The sequence below is a fragment of the Microbacterium sp. OVT16B genome (assembly GCF_019969705.1).
GTDB classification, from domain to species: Bacteria; Actinomycetota; Actinomycetes; order Actinomycetales; family Microbacteriaceae; genus Microbacterium; species Microbacterium natoriense.
The window spans coordinates 2,348,309-2,368,428 of sequence record NZ_JAHXZA010000001.1 but is presented as its reverse complement, the minus strand read 5'-3'; the positions used below and the strand labels follow the sequence as shown (position 1 = coordinate 2,368,428).

The following is a 20,120-nucleotide window of genomic DNA, read 5'->3' as shown; positions in this document are numbered from 1 at the left end:
GTCCCTCGGCTGAATCCCTAGGAGAACCATGTCCTCGTCCACTGTCGTGTCATTCGCCGCAGGTGCGCTCACGGGCGACGGCATCGTCACCCGCGTCGAGCGCGGCGGAGCCGACGGCGCTGTGGTCGTGGTGGACGCGACGCCGTTCCACCCGGTCGACCACACCTGGCCGGACCAGCCGGGAGACGCCGGCGCGATCTCTCACGGCGGAGACACCGCGAGTGTGGCCGAGGCCGTCATGGCGGCGGCATCCGATGACGGCGCTTTCGCGGTGGGCGGCGACATCCCGGTCAAGCGCGGCGCGGAAGGATGGACCTGGCTCGTCGCCCATCGGCTCGATGGTGCAGTTCCGGACTGGCTGGTCGAGGGGGCTGAGGTCACGCTGGCGGCTGATGCCGGTCGACGCGCGGGGCTGAGCCGCGGACACACGGCATGCCACCTCGCTTCGCTGGCGCTGGACCTCGCGGTCGCGGACCTGTGGCGCAAGGACCCAGGGGCGGACGCCCTCGGGACGCCCGACTTCGAGGGGCGCGCGAATCAGTCGAGCCGGATCCACGAGGACGGCGCCGTCGACGAGTACCGGCTCGGCAAGAGCCTGCGCAGGGCAGGCTTCGACACGGAGACGTTCTCGGCGACCCTCGCCGATCGTGAGGCGAGCATCAATGCGCAGCTGGCGGCGTGGGTGGCAGCATCCGCTCCGAGCCGCATCGTGACCGACGGCCCGACGATCGTCGACCGCCGCACCTGGGTGTGCGAGCTCCCGGAGGGCACGGCGGAGATCCTCTGCGGAGGCACCCACGTCTCATCGCTGGCGGAGTTCGCCTCGATCTCGGTGACGCTCGACCTGAGCGATCCCCAGCTCCTCGTGATGACGACGACCGCCGTTCCCGCATCCTGACGCCGTAGCCCGACGGGGCAGGCGCTCGGCCGCGTCATATGTTCACGCGTCGGCGGTCTCCGGCCTGTGCGCGGCATCCTCGAGGATCCGATCGACCCAGGGGTCTCGGGGCAGCGTCGCGACCTCGTCTCGGGTGAACCAGCCGGTCTCGACGAGCTCGTCGTCGACGAAGGAGATGTTCGCGCCCGCAGGCAGCCGGCACTCGTAGGCGATGCTGACGTAGCTCACGCGGTTGCCGTTCGCGTACTCGAAGACGAAATGGCTTCCGCCGTACGCGCCGACGATGCCGCCGACGACGGGATCAACGCCCAGCTCCTCCCGCACCTCCCTGGCCACGGCCTCCTGCGGTTCTTCTCCTGGCTCGATGCTCCCGCCCACTGTTCCCCAGCTCGGCGATCCGTGCTGTCGCGCGAGGAGGAAGCGCGAGCCGTCGCGGATCACCGCGGTCACGCCGGGCAGGAGAAGGAGGTCGTGTCCGACTCGGCTGCGGAGATCGCGCACATACGGGGAGATGGCCATGCCGCCGAGCCTACGTCGGCAGGTCCCGTCTCGCGTCAGCTCAGCGGACGAAACCGGCGCGCACACGCCCTCCCGCGCGCTCCAGCTCGGCGTCGACACGGTCGGCGAAGCTCCTGTGGTCTCCCGCGAGCAGGGGAGCGCTCAGCATCTCCGTCCTTTCCTCGCTCAGGGCACGTAGTCGCCGAGGCAGCCACTTCCCCGTAGCGATCCACCGGCCCTCCGAGAGGAGCATGAGCTCGGCGATCCGCTCGAAGAGGGCGGATGCCGTCACCTGGCGCTCCAACGGATCGACGGCGTCGCGCAGGTCATCGACGAGGTCCGTGATCATGTAGCGACGGAGGGCGGACTCCTGGGCCGTCAGCGTCGGACCTTCATCCAGGATCGCGGTCCATGCGCGACGGAGTCCGTCGAGACGTCCGTCGTCGCGGACAGGGCGCCCTTCCGTGAGCATGTGCACGATGACGGGGCGGTGCTGCGCGACGCCGCGATGGGCCCAGGCGTCGAAGCCGTCGAGGGTGTACGCGAAGACCTCGACCGTCTCTCCCTCGAACTCGTATGTCGCCGCCCGGCTCGTCTGACCGGAGTCGTCGAAGAGCCCGTCGCCGAGCAGGAGCAGATCGATGTCGCTCGACGCGGTGCGCTCGCCGCGGGCGGTGCTCCCTCCGACGACGGCGATCGTCGCGTCGGGATAGTTCCGGGTGATGAAGCGCTCAGCGAGAGCGAGAAGGTCTTCCATGTCCGTCACAACGCGAACTCGACCTCTCCGCGGGCGATGTCCGCGCGCACGACGGTGAGGCGCACCGTGGAACCGGGGGTGGCGTCCGCGGGGAGCGGCGCCGTCGCCGTGACGGCCGGCTCGGCGATCTGCACCCTGCCCTTGGTTCCGTGTACGGCGATCACGGTCGCCTCGATCGTCGCGCCGACGAGCGGCGTCAGGAGGGCGGCCTCGACGCAGTTGATCGTCGCGGCGTCGAGCTTCGACGCACGCTGTCCGGACTCCTGCATGAGCGCGGGAAGCTCGGCGAGCGAGTCGCGCGCCCAGGACGGCGCCTCGGCGCCCCGTGAGATCGCGAGGCAGATGACGAGAGACCAGCGGTCGACCAGGCGTCGCAGCGGAGCGGTCGTGTGGGCGTAGGGGGCCCCGATCGCCGCCTGGGCAACGTCGTCGGGAACGGCGCCGTCGAAGGTGACGTAGCCCGCCCCGCGGAACAGCGAGGCCGCGGCTTCGAGGATCGGCAGGGTCAGCGGATCCGCACGGTCGAGCCCGCGCAGATAGTCGCCGTAGCGCCCCGTCGTCCAGGGGCGACCCAGTGCGGCCGTCTGATGGCGGAACTCGTCGAAGGACCTCTCGTCGGGCTGGGGCATCGTGCGCAGCACCCCGACCCTGGCATCGAGCATCAGGGATGCCGCGGCCATGCCGGTCATGAGCGACAGCTGCGCGTTCCAGTCCTCGACGGGAAGCGGCCGACGTCTCTCGATCGCGTACGCGCCGTCGGGGGCGCGCACCACCTCCTCATCGGGAAGGTTGAGGCTGGCGCCACCGCGCAGCCTCTCCTGTTCGATGCGCAGGGCGCCGATCTCGGGGAGCAGCGACGCGGGGCCGTCGTCTCCACGGTCCAGGGACGCTTGGGCGCTCACATAGTCCAGCTGTGCTCGCGAGCGGATGAGGGCGCGCTCCAGGCGGAACGCGCCGACGACGCCCGCCTCGTCCAACGAGAACGTCCACACGAGGGCGGGGCGATCGACATCGGGGAGCAGGGATGCCCGGTCCTCGCTCAGCACGCGCGGATGCAGCGGGATCGTGCCGTCCGCGGCGTACAGCGTCTGCCCGCGACGTCGGGCTTCCGCGTCCACAGCCCCGCCGGGGGCGACGAACGACGGGACATCGGCGATCGCGTATCGGACCGTGTAACCCGATCCGTCGCGCTCCAGCTGGAACGCCTGATCGAGATCGCGCGACCCGGCGGGATCGAGCGTCGCGAAGGGGATGTCCCTCAGATCCAGGTCCGGCTCGGAGAGCGAGACGCGCTCGGCCTCGGCGAGGGCTTCGGGGGAGAAGTCCTTCGGCGCATCCGACTCCTCCTTGAGGCGTGCCAGCGCTGCGGCCAGCTCGGTCTGCGCGGCGGACGGGGCGACATGCGATCGACGCTGGGGCATGCCCCCACACTATGCCGCGGCGATTCCGAGGCTTTCAGCGACGCGTCATCCGGCGCGATCCACCGGCCCCTGTGTCCGTGCGCCGCACTAGCGTGGTCTCATGACCACTGCTGCGAAAGCCCAGACCCTCATCGGCCTCTACGAAGCCCCCGAGATCCTTCGCGTCGTGAACGTGTGGGATGTCGTCTCCGCGCGCGCGGTCGCCGCGCTGCCCGAGACGAGAGCCATCGCCACGGCCGGCCACGGCGTTGCCGCGTCCTTCGGCTACGACGACGGCGCGACTCCCCGCGAGATCATGATCGACATGGTCGGCCGCATCGCGGCGGCCGTCGACGTCCCGGTCACCGCCGACCTCGACGACGGGTACGGCGATGCGGGGGAGACCACGCGTCTCGCGATCGCCGCCGGCGTCGTCGGCGCGAATGTGGAGGATCGTCTCCGACCTCTCGACGAGTCGGTCGCGGCCGTCGCTGCGATCGTGAAGGCCGCGGAGGCCGAGGGCGTGCCGTTCGCTCTCAACGCCCGCACCGACGCCTTCGTGCGCGGGGGAGGTCGTCCGGTGGAGGAGAGCATCGCCGACGCGATCCACCGCGGGCGCGCCTATCTCGAGGCCGGCGCCACCGCCGTCTTCGTCCCCGGAATCCTCGACGAGGCGGTGACCCGTCAGCTCGTCGAGGGCATCGGAGAGCGCAAGGTCAGCGTGATCGGCCTCCCCGGCGCGCTCACCGCGGCCCAGTACGAGTCGTTGGGCGTCGCCCGCATCTCCTACGGTCCGCTGCCGCAGCGCGTGGCGCTGACGGCCGCACAGGAGCTCGCGGCGAGCCTGTACGCGGGCGGCGTCATCCCCTCTGGTCTCCCTGCGCTCAACTGAGCCCGTGAAGGCGGGCGACCACGGGTCACTAGACTGGGCCCGTGGTCACTCGTCTCTCCAATTTCTTCCTCCGCACACTCCGTGAAGACCCGGCTGGCGCCGAGATCGCCAGCCACAAGCTGCTGATCCGCGCCGGATACATCCGACCGCAGGCGGCCGGCATCTTCGCGTGGCTGCCGCTCGGTCTGCGCGTGAAGGCCAGGATCGAGACCGTCGTCCGAGAGGAGATGGCCGCAGCGGGCGCCCAGGAGGTGCACTTCCCGGCGCTCATGCCGCGTGAGGCGTACGAGGCCACCGGCCGCTGGGAGGAGTACGGCGATCTGCTGTTCCGGCTCCAGGACCGCAAGGGCGGCGACTACCTGCTCGCCCCGACGCACGAGGAGGCCTTCACCCTGCTCGTGAAGGACCTCTACTCGTCCTACAAGGACCTGCCCCTCACGATCTACCAGATCCAGGACAAGTACCGCGATGAGGCGCGTCCGCGCGCCGGCCTGCTCCGCGGACGCGAGTTCACGATGAAGGACGCCTACTCCTTCGACTCGTCCGACGCCGGTCTCGACGTGAGCTACCAGGCCCAGCGCGACGCCTACGAGCGGATCTTCCAGCGCCTCGGCCTGGAGTACGTGATCGTGCAGGCGGATGCCGGTGCCATGGGCGGTTCCCGCAGCGAGGAGTTCCTGCACCCGACTCCCGTCGGCGAGGACACCTTCGTGCGCAGCGCCGGCGGCTATGCGGCGAACGTCGAGGCGTTCACGACGGCGGTTCCCGCCGCCGTGCCGTTCGACGCCGAGGCGTCCCCCGTGATCTTCGACTCTCCGAACACCCCGACGATCGAGACGCTCGTCGCGCACGCCAATGCGAATCTCGACGGCGAGTACTCCGCCGCCGACACGCTGAAGAACGTCGTGCTCGCTCTCACCCACCTCGACGGCACCCGCGAGCTCGTGATCGTCGGCATCCCCGGCGACCGCGAGGTCGACGAGAAGCGCGCGGAGGTCGCCTTCGCACCCGCCGAGGTCGAGACCGCCACTGCGGACGACTTCGAGAACAACCCGCTGTTGGTCAAGGGCTACATCGGCCCCTGGTCGGAGACCGGCGCGATCCTCGGTGAGGAGTCGGCCACCGGCATCCGCTACCTGGTCGACCCGCGCGTCAGCGAGGGCACCAGCTGGATCACGGGCGCGAACATCGATCAGAAGCACGCGCACTCGGTCGTCGCGGGACGCGACTTCACCGCGGACGGCGTCGTGGAGATCGCGAACGTGCGCGCGGGCGACCCCGCTCCCGATGGCTCCGGCCCCGTGGAGCTCGCCCGTGGCATGGAGATCGGTCACGTCTTCCAGCTCGGTCGCAAGTACGCGGAGGCGCTGGGACTCAAGGTCCTCGACGAGAACGGCAAGCTCGTGACCGTCACCATGGGCTCCTACGGCATCGGCGTGACCCGCATCCTCGCGATCATCGCCGAGCTGAACAACGACGACAAGGGCCTCATCTGGCCGGCATCCGTCGCGCCCTTCGACGTGCAGGTCGTGGCGGCGGGCCGGGATCAGGTCGCCTTCGACGTGGCCGCCGACATCTCGGCGCAGCTGGAGTCCGCAGGACTCGACGTGCTCTACGACGACCGGCCCAAGGTCTCTCCCGGCGTGAAGTTCGGAGACGCCGAGCTGGTCGGCGTGCCGAAGATCGTCATCGTCGGTCGGGGTGCCGCAGACGGCCAGGTCGAGCTGTGGGACCGTGCCACCGGCGACCGCGACACGGTCTCCGTCGACGACGCGCTCGAGCGGCTGTCGCGCCGCTGATCACGACGAGAGCCGCGTCCGTCCTTGAGGGCGGCGCGGCTCTCGTCGCGTCTAGAGCGTGAGCTCGCAGCCGAGCGCGGTCTGCGCGTACGACACGATGTTCGCCCGGTAGGTGGCGGCGCCGTGCTCCAGCCCGATCAGCGGGTAGAGGTCGTAGGCGTCCTCGAGAGCGACGATGTTGCGCGCGATCACGGTGAGGTCGGCCGTGGGTCGGAACACCCCGATCGCGGCGCCGACCTCGATCGTCGAGCGGTACAGCGACACCTGCCGTTCGACGATGGAACGGTGCAGCGGGCGATACTCCGGCTGCTCGCGGAGCAGGGGGATGCTCTCGTACGCCATGCGCAGATGATCGCTGATCTCATCGGGCACGCCCGCGGTGATCAGCGCGACGAGCCGCTTCGCCGGATCGGGCTGCCCCTCGGCGATCATCCGCCTCTGCTCGTACATCTCCTCGAGGACGCCTTCAACGGTGGCGTACATCAGTTCGTCGAAGCTGGGGAAGTAGTAGAGCACGCTCCCCGTGCTCACCGCAGCCTCTGCGGCAACGGCCCGCACGTTCGTGCCGCCGATGCCGCTCCGGCGGGCGACCCTTCTGGTGGCGGAGATCAGCTCCGCGCGACGGACGGCGCGTCCTCGCTGCTCGGCCACGTCCTTCTCCTTCTCGCCCGACGTCACTCGTCGTCGGGAACGAGCGTGGTCAGTTCAGCATAGTGCTGGGGGCGGCGGCTCCTGAGGATGAAGCCGGTCACGATCCCCGCCAGGAACAGCACCGGCGTCGGGGCCAGCAGGGCGAGGTTGATCGGCCCAGTGAGGCCGGTCACGAGGTCGAAGTTGATCGCGATGAGCACCCAGCCGACGATGAGCCCGAGGGCGCCGAGGGCAGGGGCAACGATCACGCGCCACGCGCTGTGGTCCCTCCTGTCCTTGAGGAAGAAGCCCACCACGGCGATCGCGGCCACCGCCTGCGCGAAGACGAGGCCCGCGACGCCGATCGAGTACACCGGCAGCGCGAAACCCAGGAAGGGATCGGCCCCGGTGACGAGAGTGACGAGCACGGCGACGAGGGAGACGATCGACATGACGAGACTCGCGTGGTGGGGGGCCTGAGTGGTGGGCTGCGTCTGAGCGAGCCATGACGGCAGCAGCCGCTCGCGGCCGAGCGAGAACAGGTAGCGGGAGCTGGCGTTGTGGAAGGCGAGGAGGCAGGCGAAGAAGCTCGTCACGATGAGGATTCGCATCGTGATTCCGGCCCAGGCGCCGAGGTACTGGTCGCCGGCGTGGAACACCATGTCCTGGAAGTCGTCCTGCAGCGCGAGCTCGAGCACGCCGTCCACGCCGAAGGCGACGGTGAGGATCCAGAACGTGAAGGCGTAGAACACCGCGAGGAAGGCGATGGAGATGTAGGTGGCGGCGGGAACGGTCCGAGCCGGATCCTTCGCCTCCTCGGTGTAGATCGCCGTGCTCTCGAACCCGAGGTAGGCGCCGAAGCCGAAGACGAACAGGGCACCGCTGCCCGCGGCGAAGAAGACGTTCTCGGGAGCGAATGAGGCGAACGAGATCGGCTCGGGCCCTCCCTGCGCGAGGACGGCGATCGCGAGGATCAGCAGGATCGCGACCTCCGCGGTGAGCAGCACGGCGAGGACCTTCGCGCCGACGTCGATCTTGCGATAGCCGAGCACGCCGACGATCAGCAGAGCCACGATCGCGTAGACGGTCCACGGCAGCTCGATGCCGAAGAGCGCAGCGAACGTCATCTCGCCGAAGAAGCCGACGAATCCGTAGAAGCAGATGCACAGCGCCGCGTACGAGAAGATCGTCACGAACACGATGCCGATCCCGATCGGCTTGCCGAGACCGCGCGCGCCGTAGACGTAGAACGCACCGGTGTTGCGCACGTAGCGCGACATCGCCGTGAATCCGAAAGCGAAGAGGATGAGGACGACGCCGCTCGCGAGCATCGCTCCTGGCCCTCCGATGCCGGCGAGGCGGAAGTCGGTCGCCGCTGCGCTCGCGACGACGGTCAGGGGAGCGGCGGCGGAGACGACGAAGAACACGATCGCCCACACGCCGAGACGCCTCTGTGCGAGTGTGGTGGTGGTCGTCGTGGGCACGGACGGAGGATTCGGGTGAGACATCTGCGGCTCCGGAATCTGACGGGTCGGGTGTGAGGATCGTATGCGATCTTCTGAACAGTGATTCAAAAGGGTTAACCTGTGTGTGTCAAGCAAAACAGGGAAATCGGTGACTAGAATCTGAACAATCGTTCATAGTTGATCGGAGCAGTGATGGAGTCATCCGCGGAGACGGCGCGCACGGAGCGCCCCGTCAGGGCACGCGACCTCGGCATCGGATTCGCCGGGAGGAGCGGCCCGCTCAACGCGATCACCGACGTACCGGGACTCGCCGTCGGTCAGCGGACGCTGATCGAGGGGGAGGGCGCAGGCGCGGTGCGGACCGGCGTGACGGCGATCCTGCCGCGAGGGCGTTCCGGAGTCGGCGTGCCCTGCGCCGCGGCCGTCCACTCCTTCAACGGCAACGGAGAGCTCACCGGGCGCGCGTGGATCGACGAGTCCGGCGCGCTGTCCATGCCGATCGGGATCACGAGCTCGCACTCCGTGGGTGCGGTGCACAGCGGCATCGACCAGTGGGTGGCCGAGGTGGCGCCGCACGTCGCCGCGCAGTGGATGCTGCCGGTCGTGGGGGAGACGTGGGACGGCTATCTCAACGACATCAACGGCGGCCATGTCACGGCGTCGACCGCGCGGGAGGCGCTGGATGCCGCGTCCGAGGGGCCAGTGGCCGAGGGCAGCGTCGGCGGCGGCACCGGGATGAACTGCTACGGATTCAAGGGCGGGACGGGCACCTCATCCAGGGTCGTCCGGCACGGCGATGACGAGTACACCGTCGGCGTGCTGATCCAGGCCAACTTCGGCTCGCGCGACGAGCTGCGCCTGGACGGCATCCCGCTGGGGTCGCGCTCTGCCGCGCCGAACCCGATGGAGCGCGACGACTGGTTCCATCGGGAGCGGGAACGACTGCGCGCCCCCGGTGGGGCAGGATCGGCGATCGTCGTGATCGCCACGGATGCGCCCCTGCTGCCCGGTCAGTGCGGCGCGCTGGCACGGCGGGGAGCGATCGGTCTCGGACGCAGCGGCACAGCAGGAGGGCACTTCTCCGGCGACATCATGCTCGCGCTGTCCACGGCGAACGAGGGCGCCCTCACCTCCTCGTTCCCCTCGGACGACCGCGCAGAGTACGAGACCCTGCGCTTCATCCCGTGGGGGCGCATCGACCCGTTCCTCACCGCGGTCGCCGAGGCGGTCGACGAGGCGGTGTGGAACGCACTGGTCGCGGCGGAGGACATGGTCGGCCGTGACGGACACGTCAGCCACGCGCTCCCGCACGAGGAGGTCAGGGCGGCGGTCGCCGAGGTGAACGCTCGCTGACCGGCGGCGTTGCGTCGGCTGTGCGGCGGTTCGCGTGACACGCTGGACGCATGACTGAGGAACCACTCCCCGAAGCGCTCAGCGCCGAGATCAACAGAGTGCTCGACGACGCCGGAGTGCGGTCCGACCGGCGACTGGTGATGCGGATGCTGCGTACGGCCATCCTCCTCGGAGAGGACGGCGCCGACCGCCTCGACCTCAAGATCGCCTCGGCTGCGCTCGCCGAGATGCGGGATGCGTTCCGCCTGTTCGCCCCCTACGGCGGAGTGCCGAAGGTCACGGTGTTCGGATCGGCCCGCACGAGGCAGGACGATCCGCTCTATCGCCAGGCGCGGGACGTGGCGTCGGCGCTCGCCGCCGACGGCTGGATGGTCGTCACCGGGGCGGGCCCGGGCATCATGCAGGCGGCGGCCGAGGGAGCGGGTCCTGCCCTCTCGCTGGGCGTCTCGATCCGTCTGCCCTTCGAGGAGAAGGCGAACGCGATCATCGAGGCCTCGGACCACGTGGTCGCGATGAAGTACTTCTTCACCCGCAAGCTCATGCTCATGAAGGAATCGCGCGGCTTCATCTGCCTGCCCGGCGGCTTCGGAACGCTGGACGAGATGTTCGAGCTGCTGACCCTTCAGCAGACGGGCAAGGCGGAGCCGATGCCGATCGTGCTGCTCGATGAGAAGGGCGGCACCTTCTGGACCGGACTCAAGCGGTTCATCGACGAGGATCTCGCTCCGACCGGAGTCATCTCCGAGGGCGACTTCGATCGTGTCGTCATCACCGACTCGATCGAGGCCGCGACGGCGGAGATCACCGGGTTCTGGCGCAACTACGACTCCCTGCGCTGGGTCGGCGGCACGCTCGTGCTCCGGCTGAGGAACGCACCTACCGACGCCGAGATCGATGATCTCAACGAGCGGTTCGCCGGCATGCTGATCTCAGGTCGCATCGAGCGCACCGAGCCTCGCCAGCCCGAGGTCGCCGACGAGGATCTGCTCGATCTGCCGCGGTTGTCCCTGCACCTCGATCAGTACCGCGTGGGGGAGCTGTTCCGCCTGATCCGCGCGATCAACGATCTGCCGTCTGCTCCCGCTCCCTGATCGCGGCGGCGAACGCCGCGAGGTCCACGGGACGGCCGAGGATCCTCTCCGCGGCCCTGTGGCCCGAGTAGAACGCCGCGCCCACGGTCGCGGGCTCGTCTCCCCACGCCGCCTCGCCGGCGAAGTGGAGGACGTCGTCGACCGGGCCGGCGAGAGCATCGTGGTCGTGGTGCGACGAACCGACGGCCAGGTGCGAGTAGGAGCCGTCCGAGAAGCGATCCTGCCCCCAGCGGGTGATCCAGTGCGCCGTCGGCGCGGGGACCCTCGTGCCGTACAGCGCACGGAGGGCGGCGACGGAGTCGGCCACGACATCCTCGTCCGACAGCTCCTGCATGCGCCGGCCGAACGGTCCGGCGGCGAACGTGAGGAGCGTCGGCAGCCCGCTCACCGCGGAGACGTCGTACCAGGAATGCCAGTGCTCGCCCGCTTCGCCGAGCGCTCGGATGACGTAGCTGTCCTCGTTCCAGAACCGTTCGGGGAATTGGACGAACACCTTGTTGAACACGCCCATGCCCAAGCGCTCGATCGGGCCGGACACCTCATCGGGGAGCGGTGGGGTGAAGGCGATCCTCCCGGTCTTGAGCACTCCGAGCGGCACCGTGACGATGACACGATCGGCCGTGAAATCCTCGCCCTCCGCGGTGACGACGACGCCGCTCGCAGAGCGGGACACCCCGGTGACGGTGTGGTTCAGCCGCACGTCGAGCCCGGCGCCGATCCGGCGCGGGAGCTCGTCGTAGCCGCGTGGGAAGATGACCTCGTCGCCGTCGATCGCATCCTCGTCGAGTCCGTGCGCGTCGAGATCGCCGATCCAGGCGCCGCACTGCTCCTCGACCCGATGGCGGAAGAACTCGCGGATCTCGTCGATGCGCTCCGCGTCGAGTCCTGAGCGGTCCAGCGCGCGCTCGGTCACGTCGAGGTAGGTGTCGCCGGGAGCGGAGGAAGCGATCTCGTCGACGAGCAGTCGATCGGCCTCGTCGACATCGGCGATCCACTGCGCCGTGGCGGCGGCATCCATCGCCGCGCCGTCCCCGTCGAAGTTCTCGATCGGGCGACCGCCGACCTGGAAGCTGCCGACCGTGTACTCGAGGGTCGGGATGCCGAGGGCCTGCGTGAGATCCCACAGCGGCGACCCGTCGATCCCGTGTATCCACGAGGCGCCGAGGTCGACGGGGAAGCCGGACGCGCGGTCGGTGTTCATCCGTCCGCCGATCCGATCGCGTCCCTCGAGCACGACGACCCGCTGGCCGGCATCCGCCAGCATCCGTGCGCTCGTCATCCCCGACATGCCTGCACCCACAACGATGGTGTCGAACCTGGTCACGCGTTCCTCCTGCGTTCCGTCGCCGCAGCGGTGCGGCTCGCCGCGTTCCGGCGTCGCGCCCAGGCTATCGCTGCACGCCCGCCGCGTCGCCCTGACCGGCGGAGAGGGCGGGATGCCGCCCGCTTCCGGTATCCTGGACCGATGCCCGCGGTCGATTGCGCGAGGCGAGAGCTGAATAGAGAGGCCGTCATGGACATCGAACTGAGTCTGCTGCGTGGGATCGAGAAGGAGAAGGCGATTCCCTTCGACGAACTCGTGTCGATCATCGAACAGGCCATCCTGACGGCGTACAACAAGCACGTCGCTGGAGACGGCCCCGCGCCTGAGGGCGTCCGCGTCTCCCTCGACCGCAAGACCGGTCACGTCGACGTGCTCCAGGTCGTCACCGACGAAGAGGGCGCCGTCATCGGCGAGGAAGACGCGACTCCCGACGACTTCGGCCGCATCGCCGCCTTCGCCGCGAAGCAGGTCATCAGTCAGCGTCTGCGCGACATCGCAGACGACGCGGTGCTCGGCGAGTTCCGCGGCAAGGAGGGCGACATCGTCGCCGGCGTCATCCAGCAGGGTCCGAACCCGCGGATGATCCACGTCGACCTCGGCTCCGTCGAGGCCATCCTCCCGCCAGAGGAGCAGGTCCCCGGTGAGGAGTACACCCACGGCTCGCGCCTCCGCGTCTATGTGACCAGCGTGGCCAAGGGGCTCAAGGGCCCGCAGATCACGGTCTCCCGCACGCATCCCGGTCTCGTGCGCAAGCTGTTCGCGCTCGAGGTGCCGGAGATCGCCGGCGGACTCGTGGAGATCGTCTCGCTCGCCCGCGAGGCCGGGCACCGCACCAAGATCGCGGTGAAGGCCAACGACCCGGCCATCAACGCCAAGGGCGCCTGCATCGGCGAACTCGGCCGTCGCGTCCGCGCGGTGACCGAGGAGCTCGCGGGGGAGAAGATCGACATCATCGACTACAACCCCGAGCTCGCGGCCTTCGTGGCGAACGCGCTGTCGCCGGCCAAGGTGACGAGCTCGTTCATCCTCGATGCCGGCACGAAGGCCGTCCGCGCGCTGGTCCCCGACTACCAGCTGTCGCTCGCGATCGGCAAGGAGGGGCAGAACGCCCGTCTGGCCGCGAAGCTGACCGGCGCCAAGATCGACATCCAGCCCGACAGCGTCCTGGACTGATCCGCTTCCCGGACTCGCCCCCTCGGGCGGTGAGTCCGGGTGAAACGCAGGTGTAAGATGGAACCCGTACGAACGTGCGTCGGCTGTCGCGCGCGTGCTCCCCGCTCCACTCTGCTCAGGGTGGTGTCCCAGAACGACATCCTCATCATCGATGAGAGTGCTGTGCTGCCGGGGCGTGGCGCGTGGGTGCATCCGACGCGGGAATGCATGGATGCCGCACTGCGGCGCCGCGCTTTCGGACGAGCACTGCGTGTGTCCACGATTCTGGACACGCAGACCATCGAAGATTATTCGCCAAGAAACAAAGGCTGAACAGCTATGGAAACAAAGTGAACGGCTCGAAATGAGACCCGTCCGCGACTAGTGGTCTGCCCTGTCTGGGTGGACCGAACCCGACAGGAGAATTGTGGCTGGTAAACCACGCGTACATGAGATCGCCGCCGAACTCGGCGTCGACAGCAAGATCGCACTTGCAAAGCTCAAGGAACTCGGAGAGTTCGTCAAGAGCCCCTCTTCGACCATCGAACCGCCGGTGGCGCGCAAGCTGCGCGCCGCGATCGAGTCCGATGCCTCGCTGAAGTCCTCGGCAGACGCCGCCCCGGCGTCGAAGCCCGCCGCAGCCAAGCCGGCAGCGGCCAAGCCCTCCGGACCCACCCCGGGTCCGAAGCCCGGCCCCAAGCCTGCTCCGGCCCCTGAGGTCGCTGCTCCGGCCGCTCCCGCGGTCGCCGAAGCTCCGGCAGAGGCCGCTCCGGCGGCTCCCGCGGCTTCCGAGGCCGCAGCCAAGCCCGGTCCCGCAGCTCCGAAGCCCGCCGATGGCGGAGCTCCGAAGCCCGGTGCGCCGCGCCCCGGAAACAACCCGTTCTCCTCCTCGCAGGGGATGGGTCAGCGTCCCGCGGGTCCGCGTCCTGGCAACAACCCGTTCGCTTCGGCGCAGGGCATGGGCCAGCGTCCGACGCCTGGCAACATCCCGCGTCCGCAGGCTCCGCGCCCCGGCGCGCCCCGCCCGGGCGCTCCGCGCCCAGGTTCCCCCCGTCCCGGCGCTCCGCGCGGTGGACAGGGCGGTCGTCCCGGCGCTCCGTTCCAGCAGCGTCCCGGTGGCCCCGGTCGTCCCGGCGGCGCCGGTGCACCCGGCGCAGGTCCCGGCGCACGTCCCGGCGGCGGCGGTTTCGCCGGTCGCCCGGGTGGCGGCGGTGGACGCGGTCGTGGTCCTGGCGGCGGTACCGCCGGTGCCTTCGGCAAGGGCGGCGGCAAGAGCAAGCAGCGCAAGTCGCGGCGGGCGAAGCGGCAAGAGTTCGAGATGCGGAGTGCTCCGGTCGTCGGTGGCGTCAACGTCACCCGCGGCAACGGAGAGGTCATCCGCATGCGCCGCGGCGCGTCGATCGCGGACTTCGCCGACAAGATCGAGACGCTGACCGGTTACACGGTGCAGCCCGGAACCCTGGTCACGATCCTCTTCAACCTCGGCGAGATGGCCACGGCCACCGAGTCGCTGGATGAGGCGACCTTCGAGGTCCTCGGCGCCGAGCTCGGCTACAAGATCCAGATGGTCTCGCCCGAGGACGAGGACAAGGAGCTCCTCGAGGGCTTCGGTCTCGACCTCGAGGCCGAGCTGGAGAACGAGAGCGAGGACGACCTCGAGATCCGTCCTCCCGTCGTCACCGTCATGGGTCACGTCGACCACGGTAAGACGCGACTGCTCGACGCGATCCGTCAGACCAACGTCATCGAGGGTGAGGCCGGCGGCATCACCCAGCACATCGGCGCCTACCAGGTCTGGACCGAGCACGAGGGCATCGAGCGCGCCATCACGTTCATCGACACCCCCGGTCACGAGGCGTTCACCGCCATGCGTGCCCGTGGTGCGCAGGTCACCGACCTCGCGATCCTCGTGGTCGCGGCCGACGACGGCATCATGCCGCAGACGGTGGAGGCCCTGAACCACGCCCAGGCGGCGAACGTGCCGATCGTGGTCGCGGTGAACAAGGTCGACAAGCCCGAGGCCAACCCGGCCAAGGTCCGTCAGCAGCTCACCGAGTACGGTCTCGTCGCAGAGGAGTACGGCGGCGACGTCATGTTCGTCGACGTCTCGGCCCGTGCGGGAACCGGCATCCAGGAGCTCCTGGACGCCGTGCTGCTCACCGCCGACGCCGGTCTCGACCTCACGGCCAACCCGAACAAGGGCGCTCGAGGCGTCGCCATCGAGGCGAAGCTCGACAAGGGCCGCGGTTCGGTCGCCACCGTGCTGATCCAGTCCGGAACCCTCCGGGTCGGCGACGCGATCGTCGCGGGCACCGCCTACGGACGCGTGCGCGCCATGGCCGACGAGAACGGCGAGCAGGTCCTCGAGGCCTACCCGTCGCGCCCGGTGCAGGTGCAGGGTCTGAACTCGGTGCCCCGTGCCGGTGACGTCTTCATCGTCACCGAGGAGGACCGCATGGCCCGCCAGATCGCTGAGAAGCGTGAAGCGGTCGAGCGCAACGCCCAGCTGGCCAAGGCCCGCAAGCGCATCTCGCTCGAGGACTTCACCCGTGCTCTCGAAGACGGCAAGGTCGAGTCGCTCAACCTCATCATCAAGGGTGACGTCTCCGGTGCCGTCGAGGCGCTGGAGGAGTCGCTCCTCAAGATCGAGGTCGACGACTCGGTGCAGCTGCGCATCATCCACCGCGGCGTCGGTGCGATCACCGAGTCGGATGTGAACCTGGCGACGATCGACAACGCGATCATCGTGGGCTTCAACGTCCGCCCCGACACGAAGGCGCGCGAGCGCGCCTCCCGTGAAGGCGTCGACATCCGGTTCTACTCGGTCATCTACAACGCGATCGACGAGATCGAGAGCTCCCTCAAGGGAATGCTCAAGCCGGAGTACGAAGAGGTCCAGTCGGGTGTCGCCGAGATCCGCGAGGTGTTCCGCTCCTCGAAGTTCGGCAACATCGCCGGTGTCATCGTGCGGTCGGGAACGATCACGCGAAACGCCAAGGCTCGCGTCATCCGCGACGGCGTCGTGCTCGCCGATGGCCTCGCCATCGAGTCGCTGCGCCGCTTCAAGGACGATGTCACCGAGGTCCGCACGGACTACGAGGCGGGTATCGGCCTGGGCAAGTACAACGACATCCAGATCGGCGACGAGATCGAGACCACAGAGATGGTCGAGAAGCCTCGCGGCTGATCGAGTTCGATATCTTCGGGCGAGGATGCTGAGCGCATCCTCGCCCGAAGGCTTCGTAGAGGGAGAGAACAATGGCTGGTGAAAGACAGGCTCGTCTTGCGGACCGCATCCGCGTGATCCTCGCCGAGCGGCTGGAGAAGGGGCTGCGCGATCCGCGCCTCGGCTTCGTCACGATCACCGACGTCCGCGTCAGCGGCGATCTTCAGCATGCATCCGTGTTCTACACCGTCCTCGGCACGGAGGAGGAGCGTCTCGCCAGCGGCGCCGCTCTCACCTCCGCCACGGGGATGCTGCGCAGCGAGGTGGGCAAGCAGCTCAGCACGCGCCTCGTGCCGACGCTCGAGTTCATCCCGGACGCCCTGCCGGAGAACGCGGACCACATCTCCGCGCTGCTCCGCCAGGCGCAGGAGCATGATGCAGAGGTCGCCAGGCTCGCGTCCTCGGCATCGCACGCCGGCGACGCGGACCCGTACGTCCACGCGGACGACGACGCCGATCGCTGATCCCCGTCCGGGGTTTTGCTACCCTCGGCTGTGCGAGGAGGTTCTCGCACATCCGGGGGGAACAGCATCAACGTTTCGAGCAGTCGCTTCGCAGCGCCGGACATCGAAGAGGTCCTCGCGGACCTTCGAGACGCGGCGCTGACCTGCGCACCACATGTGATGGCCCGCATCGCCGCTCAGCTGAACGGCGACCGTGAGGCGATCCGCGATGTCGTGCGCATCCTCGACCCTGCCGTGCGCACGGGGATGCGCCCGCTTCCTTCTCCGCTGCCGCTGGTCGCGTCGATCACGGCGCGATACGACGGCATCGAATGGAGCGAGCGCGACCGCGATCTCCTCCTCGCCCTCGCTCTGCGCCTGGACGATGCGCTGGCGCCGCTGCTCGCTTTCGACGGCCGGAGCGCCGAGGAGCTGATGCGGAGTGCGATCGGCGCGCACCTCGTCGTGCGCGCCGGGCGGGTTCGATTGGTCGATCCTCTTCTCGAGGTCTGGCTGCGGGCGACCGCGGACCCGGTCGTCGAGGCCTCGGTGCACGAGAGGCTCGCCCGCATCTTCGGCGCGCCCGGCGCCGGAGTGGACGCGGACTGGCATCGCGCGCGCGCCTCGTCGTACGGCATCCCTGAGACCGCGCCGGAGCTGACCCGCATCGCACGGAGACTCTCCGAATCAGGACATCCCGATGGTGCACTGCTCCTCGCGGCGGAGGCTGCCGCGCACGCCACCGGATCGGATATCGACGAGGCGCGTCAGGTCGCCGGCGCCGCCGCCATCGGCGCCGGATACGCCGCGGAGGCGGCGGCCTGGCTCGGCGCGCTGTTCCCGGCTGGAACGGAGCGCTTTCGCCTGCAGGGGCTCGGAGGACTCGTGGTCGCCGAGGCGTTCCTTCAGGGCGCGGTCCCCGAGGTGGACCCCGGTTCGCTCCGGCCACAGTCGGGTGACGACGAGGACTGGTACTCGTGGGCGCGAGCAGCCGCCTTCGCCGCCGTCCTCAGCGCGGAGCGCGGCGATCGACGCGGAATGCGGACCTGGCTGGAGGCGCTGCGTGAAGGCTGCGCGAGAGTCGGAGCCGAGAGCACGCTGCGCGACCCCGTCGTCACCCTCGCCTGGTTGATCGCCGGGGAGGACGAGATCGACGGCGAGGTCGGAGCCGGGCCGCTCACCGGAGGGATGCTCCGTGCTCTCCGCGCTTCGGTCGACGGCGATCTCGATAAGGCGCTGAGGTTCCTGGCGGCCGGCGGGTCCGGACTCGGGACCGAGGTCGACCCGTTCGTCGCCGGTTTCGAACACAGCCCGCTCGTCGCGGCGTACCGCGCCGTCGTCGAGGTGCTGCTGCTCGTCTGGCGGGGCGATCTCGGCCACGCCAGGGAGCGGCTTCGAGAGGCGGCGCTCGCCCTCCCCGTCGCGATGCCCTTCGCCGGTCTCGGGGTGGTGCTGGCGCGACGACTCGACCTCGCCGTGAGCGGACGCATCGGTCCGATCTCCGAGGCGCTGACAGCGTCGCTGCCGTCCGCTGTCCGCATCGACCGGCTCGTGGATCACGCCGTCGAGACGTTCCTCAGGGGAGAGGCCGACGAGGCGTCGTCGTTCTTGAGGCTCTGGGTGGACCGGGGCTCTCCCCGAGGGCAGTTCTCCGTCCCCGAGCTCGACGAACTCGTCCGCGATGATGGAGCGCCCGCGTCCCCGTTGATCGAGCCGCCGGACGCCCTTCTGTCGCGTGAGCTCATGTCGCGCATCGCGTCGACGCCTGATGCGCGGTGGCGACGGGAGCGCGACGAGATCGTCCTGGCGACCAGGACTCTCGCGTCCCCGTTCTCCCGTGCCAGGGTCGAGTCGATGCTCGGCACCCGTGCGCTGGTCAGGGACGAGCCAGCCGTGGCTCGCGAGCATCTCCAGACGGCGCTGACCCTGTTCCAGACGGCCGGCGCCGAGGCATGGGCCCGCAACGCCGAGGAACGCCTCTCAGCGGCGGAACGGGAGGATCGTGCGGCTGACGCGGGGGACAGCCTCGTCGGTGCGTGCCGCCGCGCCTGGGAGCCGGTGCTGACGTCCAGGGAGCTGGAGGTCGCGATGCGCGCCGTGACGGGAGGATCCAACCGCGAGATCGGCGACGATCTCCGCGTGTCGGTGCGCACGGTCGAGGTGCACCTCGGTCGGGTGTTCGTGAAGCTCGGCGTGCGCAACAGGGTCGAGCTGACGGTGCTGGCTCATCGCGCCGGACGGTACTCCTAGCCGGTGGCCCGCATCGGGCTCACCGGGGGAGGGAGAGCAGCTCTCCATCGGCCTCGGCGAGACCGTCTGCGATGAGCGAGTCGATCGCCCTGTCGCGCTGCTGCGGATCGGGCCACTCGGGCAGGATCGCAGGGATCGGCACCGGACGAGGGGCCGATTCCCGCAGCATCCGCAGAACCGCGCCCCTGGCCTGACGATCCGAGCCTTCGAAGGCCGCCTGCCGGCGACGCCGGTCGCCCGTGTCTGGTCGGCCGGCCGCCACCCACGCGCACCCGTCGAGGAGCGGGCAGATCTCGCAGCGGGGCGTCCGCGCTGTGCACACCGTCGCGCCGAGCTCCATCGCGGCGGCGTTGAAGATCGCGGATTCGGCATCCGAAGCGGGCAGCAGCGACTCCATGAGACCGAGATCGCGACGCGACGGGGGCGCGGGCTGGGCCTGTCCCTGGATCGCGCGGGCGAGCACGCGTCGTGTGTTGGTGTCGACCACGGGATGCCGGTCGCCGTAGGCGAACACGGCGACGGCGCGTGCGGTGTAGTCGCCGATGCCGGACAGCGCGAGCAGCGCGTCCACATCGCGCGGGACCACCCCGTCGTGGCGCTCGGTGATCTCGATGGCCGCCCTGTGCAGCCACAGCGCCCGGCGCGGGTAGCCGAGGTTCGCCCACTGGTGCACGACCTCGGCGGGAGAGGCCGCGGCCAGAGCGACCGGCGTGGGCCAGCGGGTGAGCCACGCCTCCAGGTGCGGGATCACACGGTTCACCGGTGTCTGCTGCAGCATGAACTCGCTGACCAGCGTTCCCCACGCCCCGTACTCGTCGTGGAACTCCGGGCGCCGCCACGGGAGATCGCGTGCGGCTCCGCGATACCACTCGGGCAGACGCGGCAGTCCCGCGCTCGCGGGAGAGGTCATCGCGGGCATCTCGCCAGCCTAGGCGACCGAC

Annotated in this window: 17 protein-coding genes; 10 read left to right on the top strand and 7 right to left on the bottom strand. The window is 69.5% G+C overall.

Annotation, left to right across the window (positions count from 1 at the left end; translation table 11 throughout):
• The first annotated feature begins 28 nt into the window (after positions 1–28).
• Positions 29–898, top strand: coding sequence for a hypothetical protein (locus tag LC438_RS11310; RefSeq protein WP_223586626.1), 870 nt, complete (start codon positions 29–31; stop codon positions 896–898).
• 42 nt (positions 899–940) lie between these two features.
• On the opposite strand, the gene LC438_RS11305 is transcribed toward LC438_RS11310, so the two are convergent.
• Genes LC438_RS11305 through LC438_RS11295 form a run of 3 tightly spaced genes read right to left on the bottom strand, consistent with a single transcriptional unit; the run spans position 941 to position 3,574 of the window.
• Positions 941–1,417 (bottom strand): NUDIX domain-containing protein, encoded by a 477-nt coding sequence (locus LC438_RS11305; protein ID WP_223586625.1) that lies wholly within the window; start codon positions 1,415–1,417, stop codon positions 941–943.
• Between the two features lie 40 nt (positions 1,418–1,457).
• Positions 1,458–2,153, bottom strand: a complete 696-nt coding sequence (locus tag LC438_RS11300) for a nucleotidyltransferase domain-containing protein (RefSeq protein WP_223586624.1) — start codon at positions 2,151–2,153, stop codon at positions 1,458–1,460.
• Positions 2,154–2,158: 5 nt separating this feature from the next.
• Complete coding sequence (locus LC438_RS11295; protein ID WP_223586623.1) at positions 2,159–3,574, bottom strand: RNB domain-containing ribonuclease; 1,416 nt, start codon at positions 3,572–3,574, stop codon at positions 2,159–2,161.
• A gap of 100 nt (positions 3,575–3,674) precedes the next feature.
• On the opposite strand from LC438_RS11295, the gene LC438_RS11290 reads away from it, so the two are divergent.
• Complete coding sequence (locus LC438_RS11290; RefSeq protein WP_223586622.1) at positions 3,675–4,445, top strand: isocitrate lyase/phosphoenolpyruvate mutase family protein; 771 nt, start codon at positions 3,675–3,677, stop codon at positions 4,443–4,445.
• A gap of 41 nt (positions 4,446–4,486) precedes the next feature.
• Positions 4,487–6,244 (top strand): proline--tRNA ligase, encoded by a 1,758-nt coding sequence (locus LC438_RS11285; protein ID WP_223586621.1) that lies wholly within the window; start codon positions 4,487–4,489, stop codon positions 6,242–6,244.
• 51 nt (positions 6,245–6,295) lie between these two features.
• Here LC438_RS11285 and LC438_RS11280 read toward each other — a convergent pair whose 3' ends face one another.
• Positions 6,296–6,895 (bottom strand): TetR family transcriptional regulator, encoded by a 600-nt coding sequence (locus tag LC438_RS11280; protein ID WP_105674722.1) that lies wholly within the window; start codon positions 6,893–6,895, stop codon positions 6,296–6,298.
• 23 nt (positions 6,896–6,918) lie between these two features.
• Complete coding sequence (locus tag LC438_RS11275) at positions 6,919–8,358, bottom strand: APC family permease (RefSeq protein ID WP_223586620.1); 1,440 nt, start codon at positions 8,356–8,358, stop codon at positions 6,919–6,921.
• Between the two features lie 174 nt (positions 8,359–8,532).
• On the opposite strand from LC438_RS11275, the gene LC438_RS11270 reads away from it, so the two are divergent.
• Both LC438_RS11270 and LC438_RS11265 read left to right on the top strand, forming a co-directional pair.
• Complete coding sequence (locus tag LC438_RS11270; protein ID WP_223586619.1) at positions 8,533–9,693, top strand: P1 family peptidase; 1,161 nt, start codon at positions 8,533–8,535, stop codon at positions 9,691–9,693.
• A 50-nt stretch (positions 9,694–9,743) separates the two neighbouring features.
• Positions 9,744–10,784: a TIGR00730 family Rossman fold protein gene (locus LC438_RS11265; RefSeq protein WP_223586618.1), complete on the top strand. Its 1,041-nt coding sequence runs from the start codon at positions 9,744–9,746 to the stop codon at positions 10,782–10,784.
• Here the strand turns inward: LC438_RS11265 and LC438_RS11260 are convergent.
• Entirely contained in the window at positions 10,753–12,108 is a 1,356-nt protein-coding gene (locus tag LC438_RS11260) for an NAD(P)/FAD-dependent oxidoreductase (RefSeq protein WP_223586617.1), read from the bottom strand. The genes LC438_RS11265 and LC438_RS11260 overlap by 32 nt on opposite strands.
• Before the next feature lie 189 nt (positions 12,109–12,297).
• Here LC438_RS11260 and nusA point away from each other — a divergent pair, with 189 nt between their 5' ends.
• The 5 genes from nusA to LC438_RS11235 all read left to right on the top strand — a co-directional run bounded on the left by nusA (position 12,298) and on the right by LC438_RS11235 (position 19,179).
• A complete protein-coding gene (nusA, locus tag LC438_RS11255; RefSeq protein ID WP_105674625.1) occupies positions 12,298–13,281 on the top strand; it encodes a transcription termination factor NusA in 984 nt (327 codons plus the stop codon).
• A 57-nt stretch (positions 13,282–13,338) separates the two neighbouring features.
• Positions 13,339–13,593 carry a YlxR family protein gene (locus tag LC438_RS11250; protein ID WP_105674623.1) on the top strand — a complete coding sequence of 85 codons (255 nt, stop codon included), beginning with the start codon at positions 13,339–13,341 and terminating at the stop codon, positions 13,591–13,593.
• 94 nt (positions 13,594–13,687) lie between these two features.
• Positions 13,688–16,447, top strand: coding sequence for a translation initiation factor IF-2 (infB, locus tag LC438_RS11245; RefSeq protein ID WP_105674621.1), 2,760 nt, complete (start codon positions 13,688–13,690; stop codon positions 16,445–16,447).
• 71 nt (positions 16,448–16,518) lie between these two features.
• Positions 16,519–16,950, top strand: coding sequence for a 30S ribosome-binding factor RbfA (gene rbfA, locus LC438_RS11240; RefSeq protein ID WP_105674619.1), 432 nt, complete (start codon positions 16,519–16,521; stop codon positions 16,948–16,950).
• Positions 16,951–17,109: 159 nt separating this feature from the next.
• Entirely contained in the window at positions 17,110–19,179 is a 2,070-nt protein-coding gene (locus tag LC438_RS11235) for a LuxR C-terminal-related transcriptional regulator (RefSeq protein WP_223586616.1), read from the top strand.
• A 19-nt stretch (positions 19,180–19,198) separates the two neighbouring features.
• On the opposite strand, the gene LC438_RS11230 is transcribed toward LC438_RS11235, so the two are convergent.
• On the bottom strand, positions 19,199–20,098 hold the full coding sequence (locus tag LC438_RS11230; protein ID WP_374197878.1) for an A/G-specific adenine glycosylase: 900 nt from the start codon (positions 20,096–20,098) through the stop codon (positions 19,199–19,201).
• Positions 20,099–20,120: the final 22 nt, after the last annotated feature.

Excerpts from the sequence above, each read along its gene's own strand:
- LC438_RS11235 (WP_223586616.1), top strand. The coding sequence starts at position 17,110 with ATGGCCCGCATCGCCGCTCAGCTGAACGGCGACCGTGAGGCGATCCGC.
- LC438_RS11290 (WP_223586622.1), top strand. The coding sequence starts at position 3,675 with ATGACCACTGCTGCGAAAGCCCAGACCCTCATCGGCCTCTACGAAGCC.
- LC438_RS11265 (WP_223586618.1), top strand. The coding sequence starts at position 9,744 with ATGACTGAGGAACCACTCCCCGAAGCGCTCAGCGCCGAGATCAACAGA.
- LC438_RS11230 (WP_374197878.1), bottom strand. The coding sequence starts at position 20,098 with ATGCCCGCGATGACCTCTCCCGCGAGCGCGGGACTGCCGCGTCTGCCC.
- LC438_RS11270 (WP_223586619.1), top strand. The coding sequence starts at position 8,533 with ATGGAGTCATCCGCGGAGACGGCGCGCACGGAGCGCCCCGTCAGGGCA.
- LC438_RS11250 (WP_105674623.1), top strand. The coding sequence starts at position 13,339 with ATGGAACCCGTACGAACGTGCGTCGGCTGTCGCGCGCGTGCTCCCCGC.
- LC438_RS11310 (WP_223586626.1), top strand. The coding sequence starts at position 29 with ATGTCCTCGTCCACTGTCGTGTCATTCGCCGCAGGTGCGCTCACGGGC.
- LC438_RS11300 (WP_223586624.1), bottom strand. The coding sequence starts at position 2,153 with ATGGAAGACCTTCTCGCTCTCGCTGAGCGCTTCATCACCCGGAACTAT.
- rbfA (WP_105674619.1), top strand. The coding sequence starts at position 16,519 with ATGGCTGGTGAAAGACAGGCTCGTCTTGCGGACCGCATCCGCGTGATC.
- nusA (WP_105674625.1), top strand. The coding sequence starts at position 12,298 with ATGGACATCGAACTGAGTCTGCTGCGTGGGATCGAGAAGGAGAAGGCG.
- LC438_RS11305 (WP_223586625.1), bottom strand. The coding sequence starts at position 1,417 with ATGGCCATCTCCCCGTATGTGCGCGATCTCCGCAGCCGAGTCGGACAC.
- LC438_RS11295 (WP_223586623.1), bottom strand. The coding sequence starts at position 3,574 with ATGCCCCAGCGTCGATCGCATGTCGCCCCGTCCGCCGCGCAGACCGAG.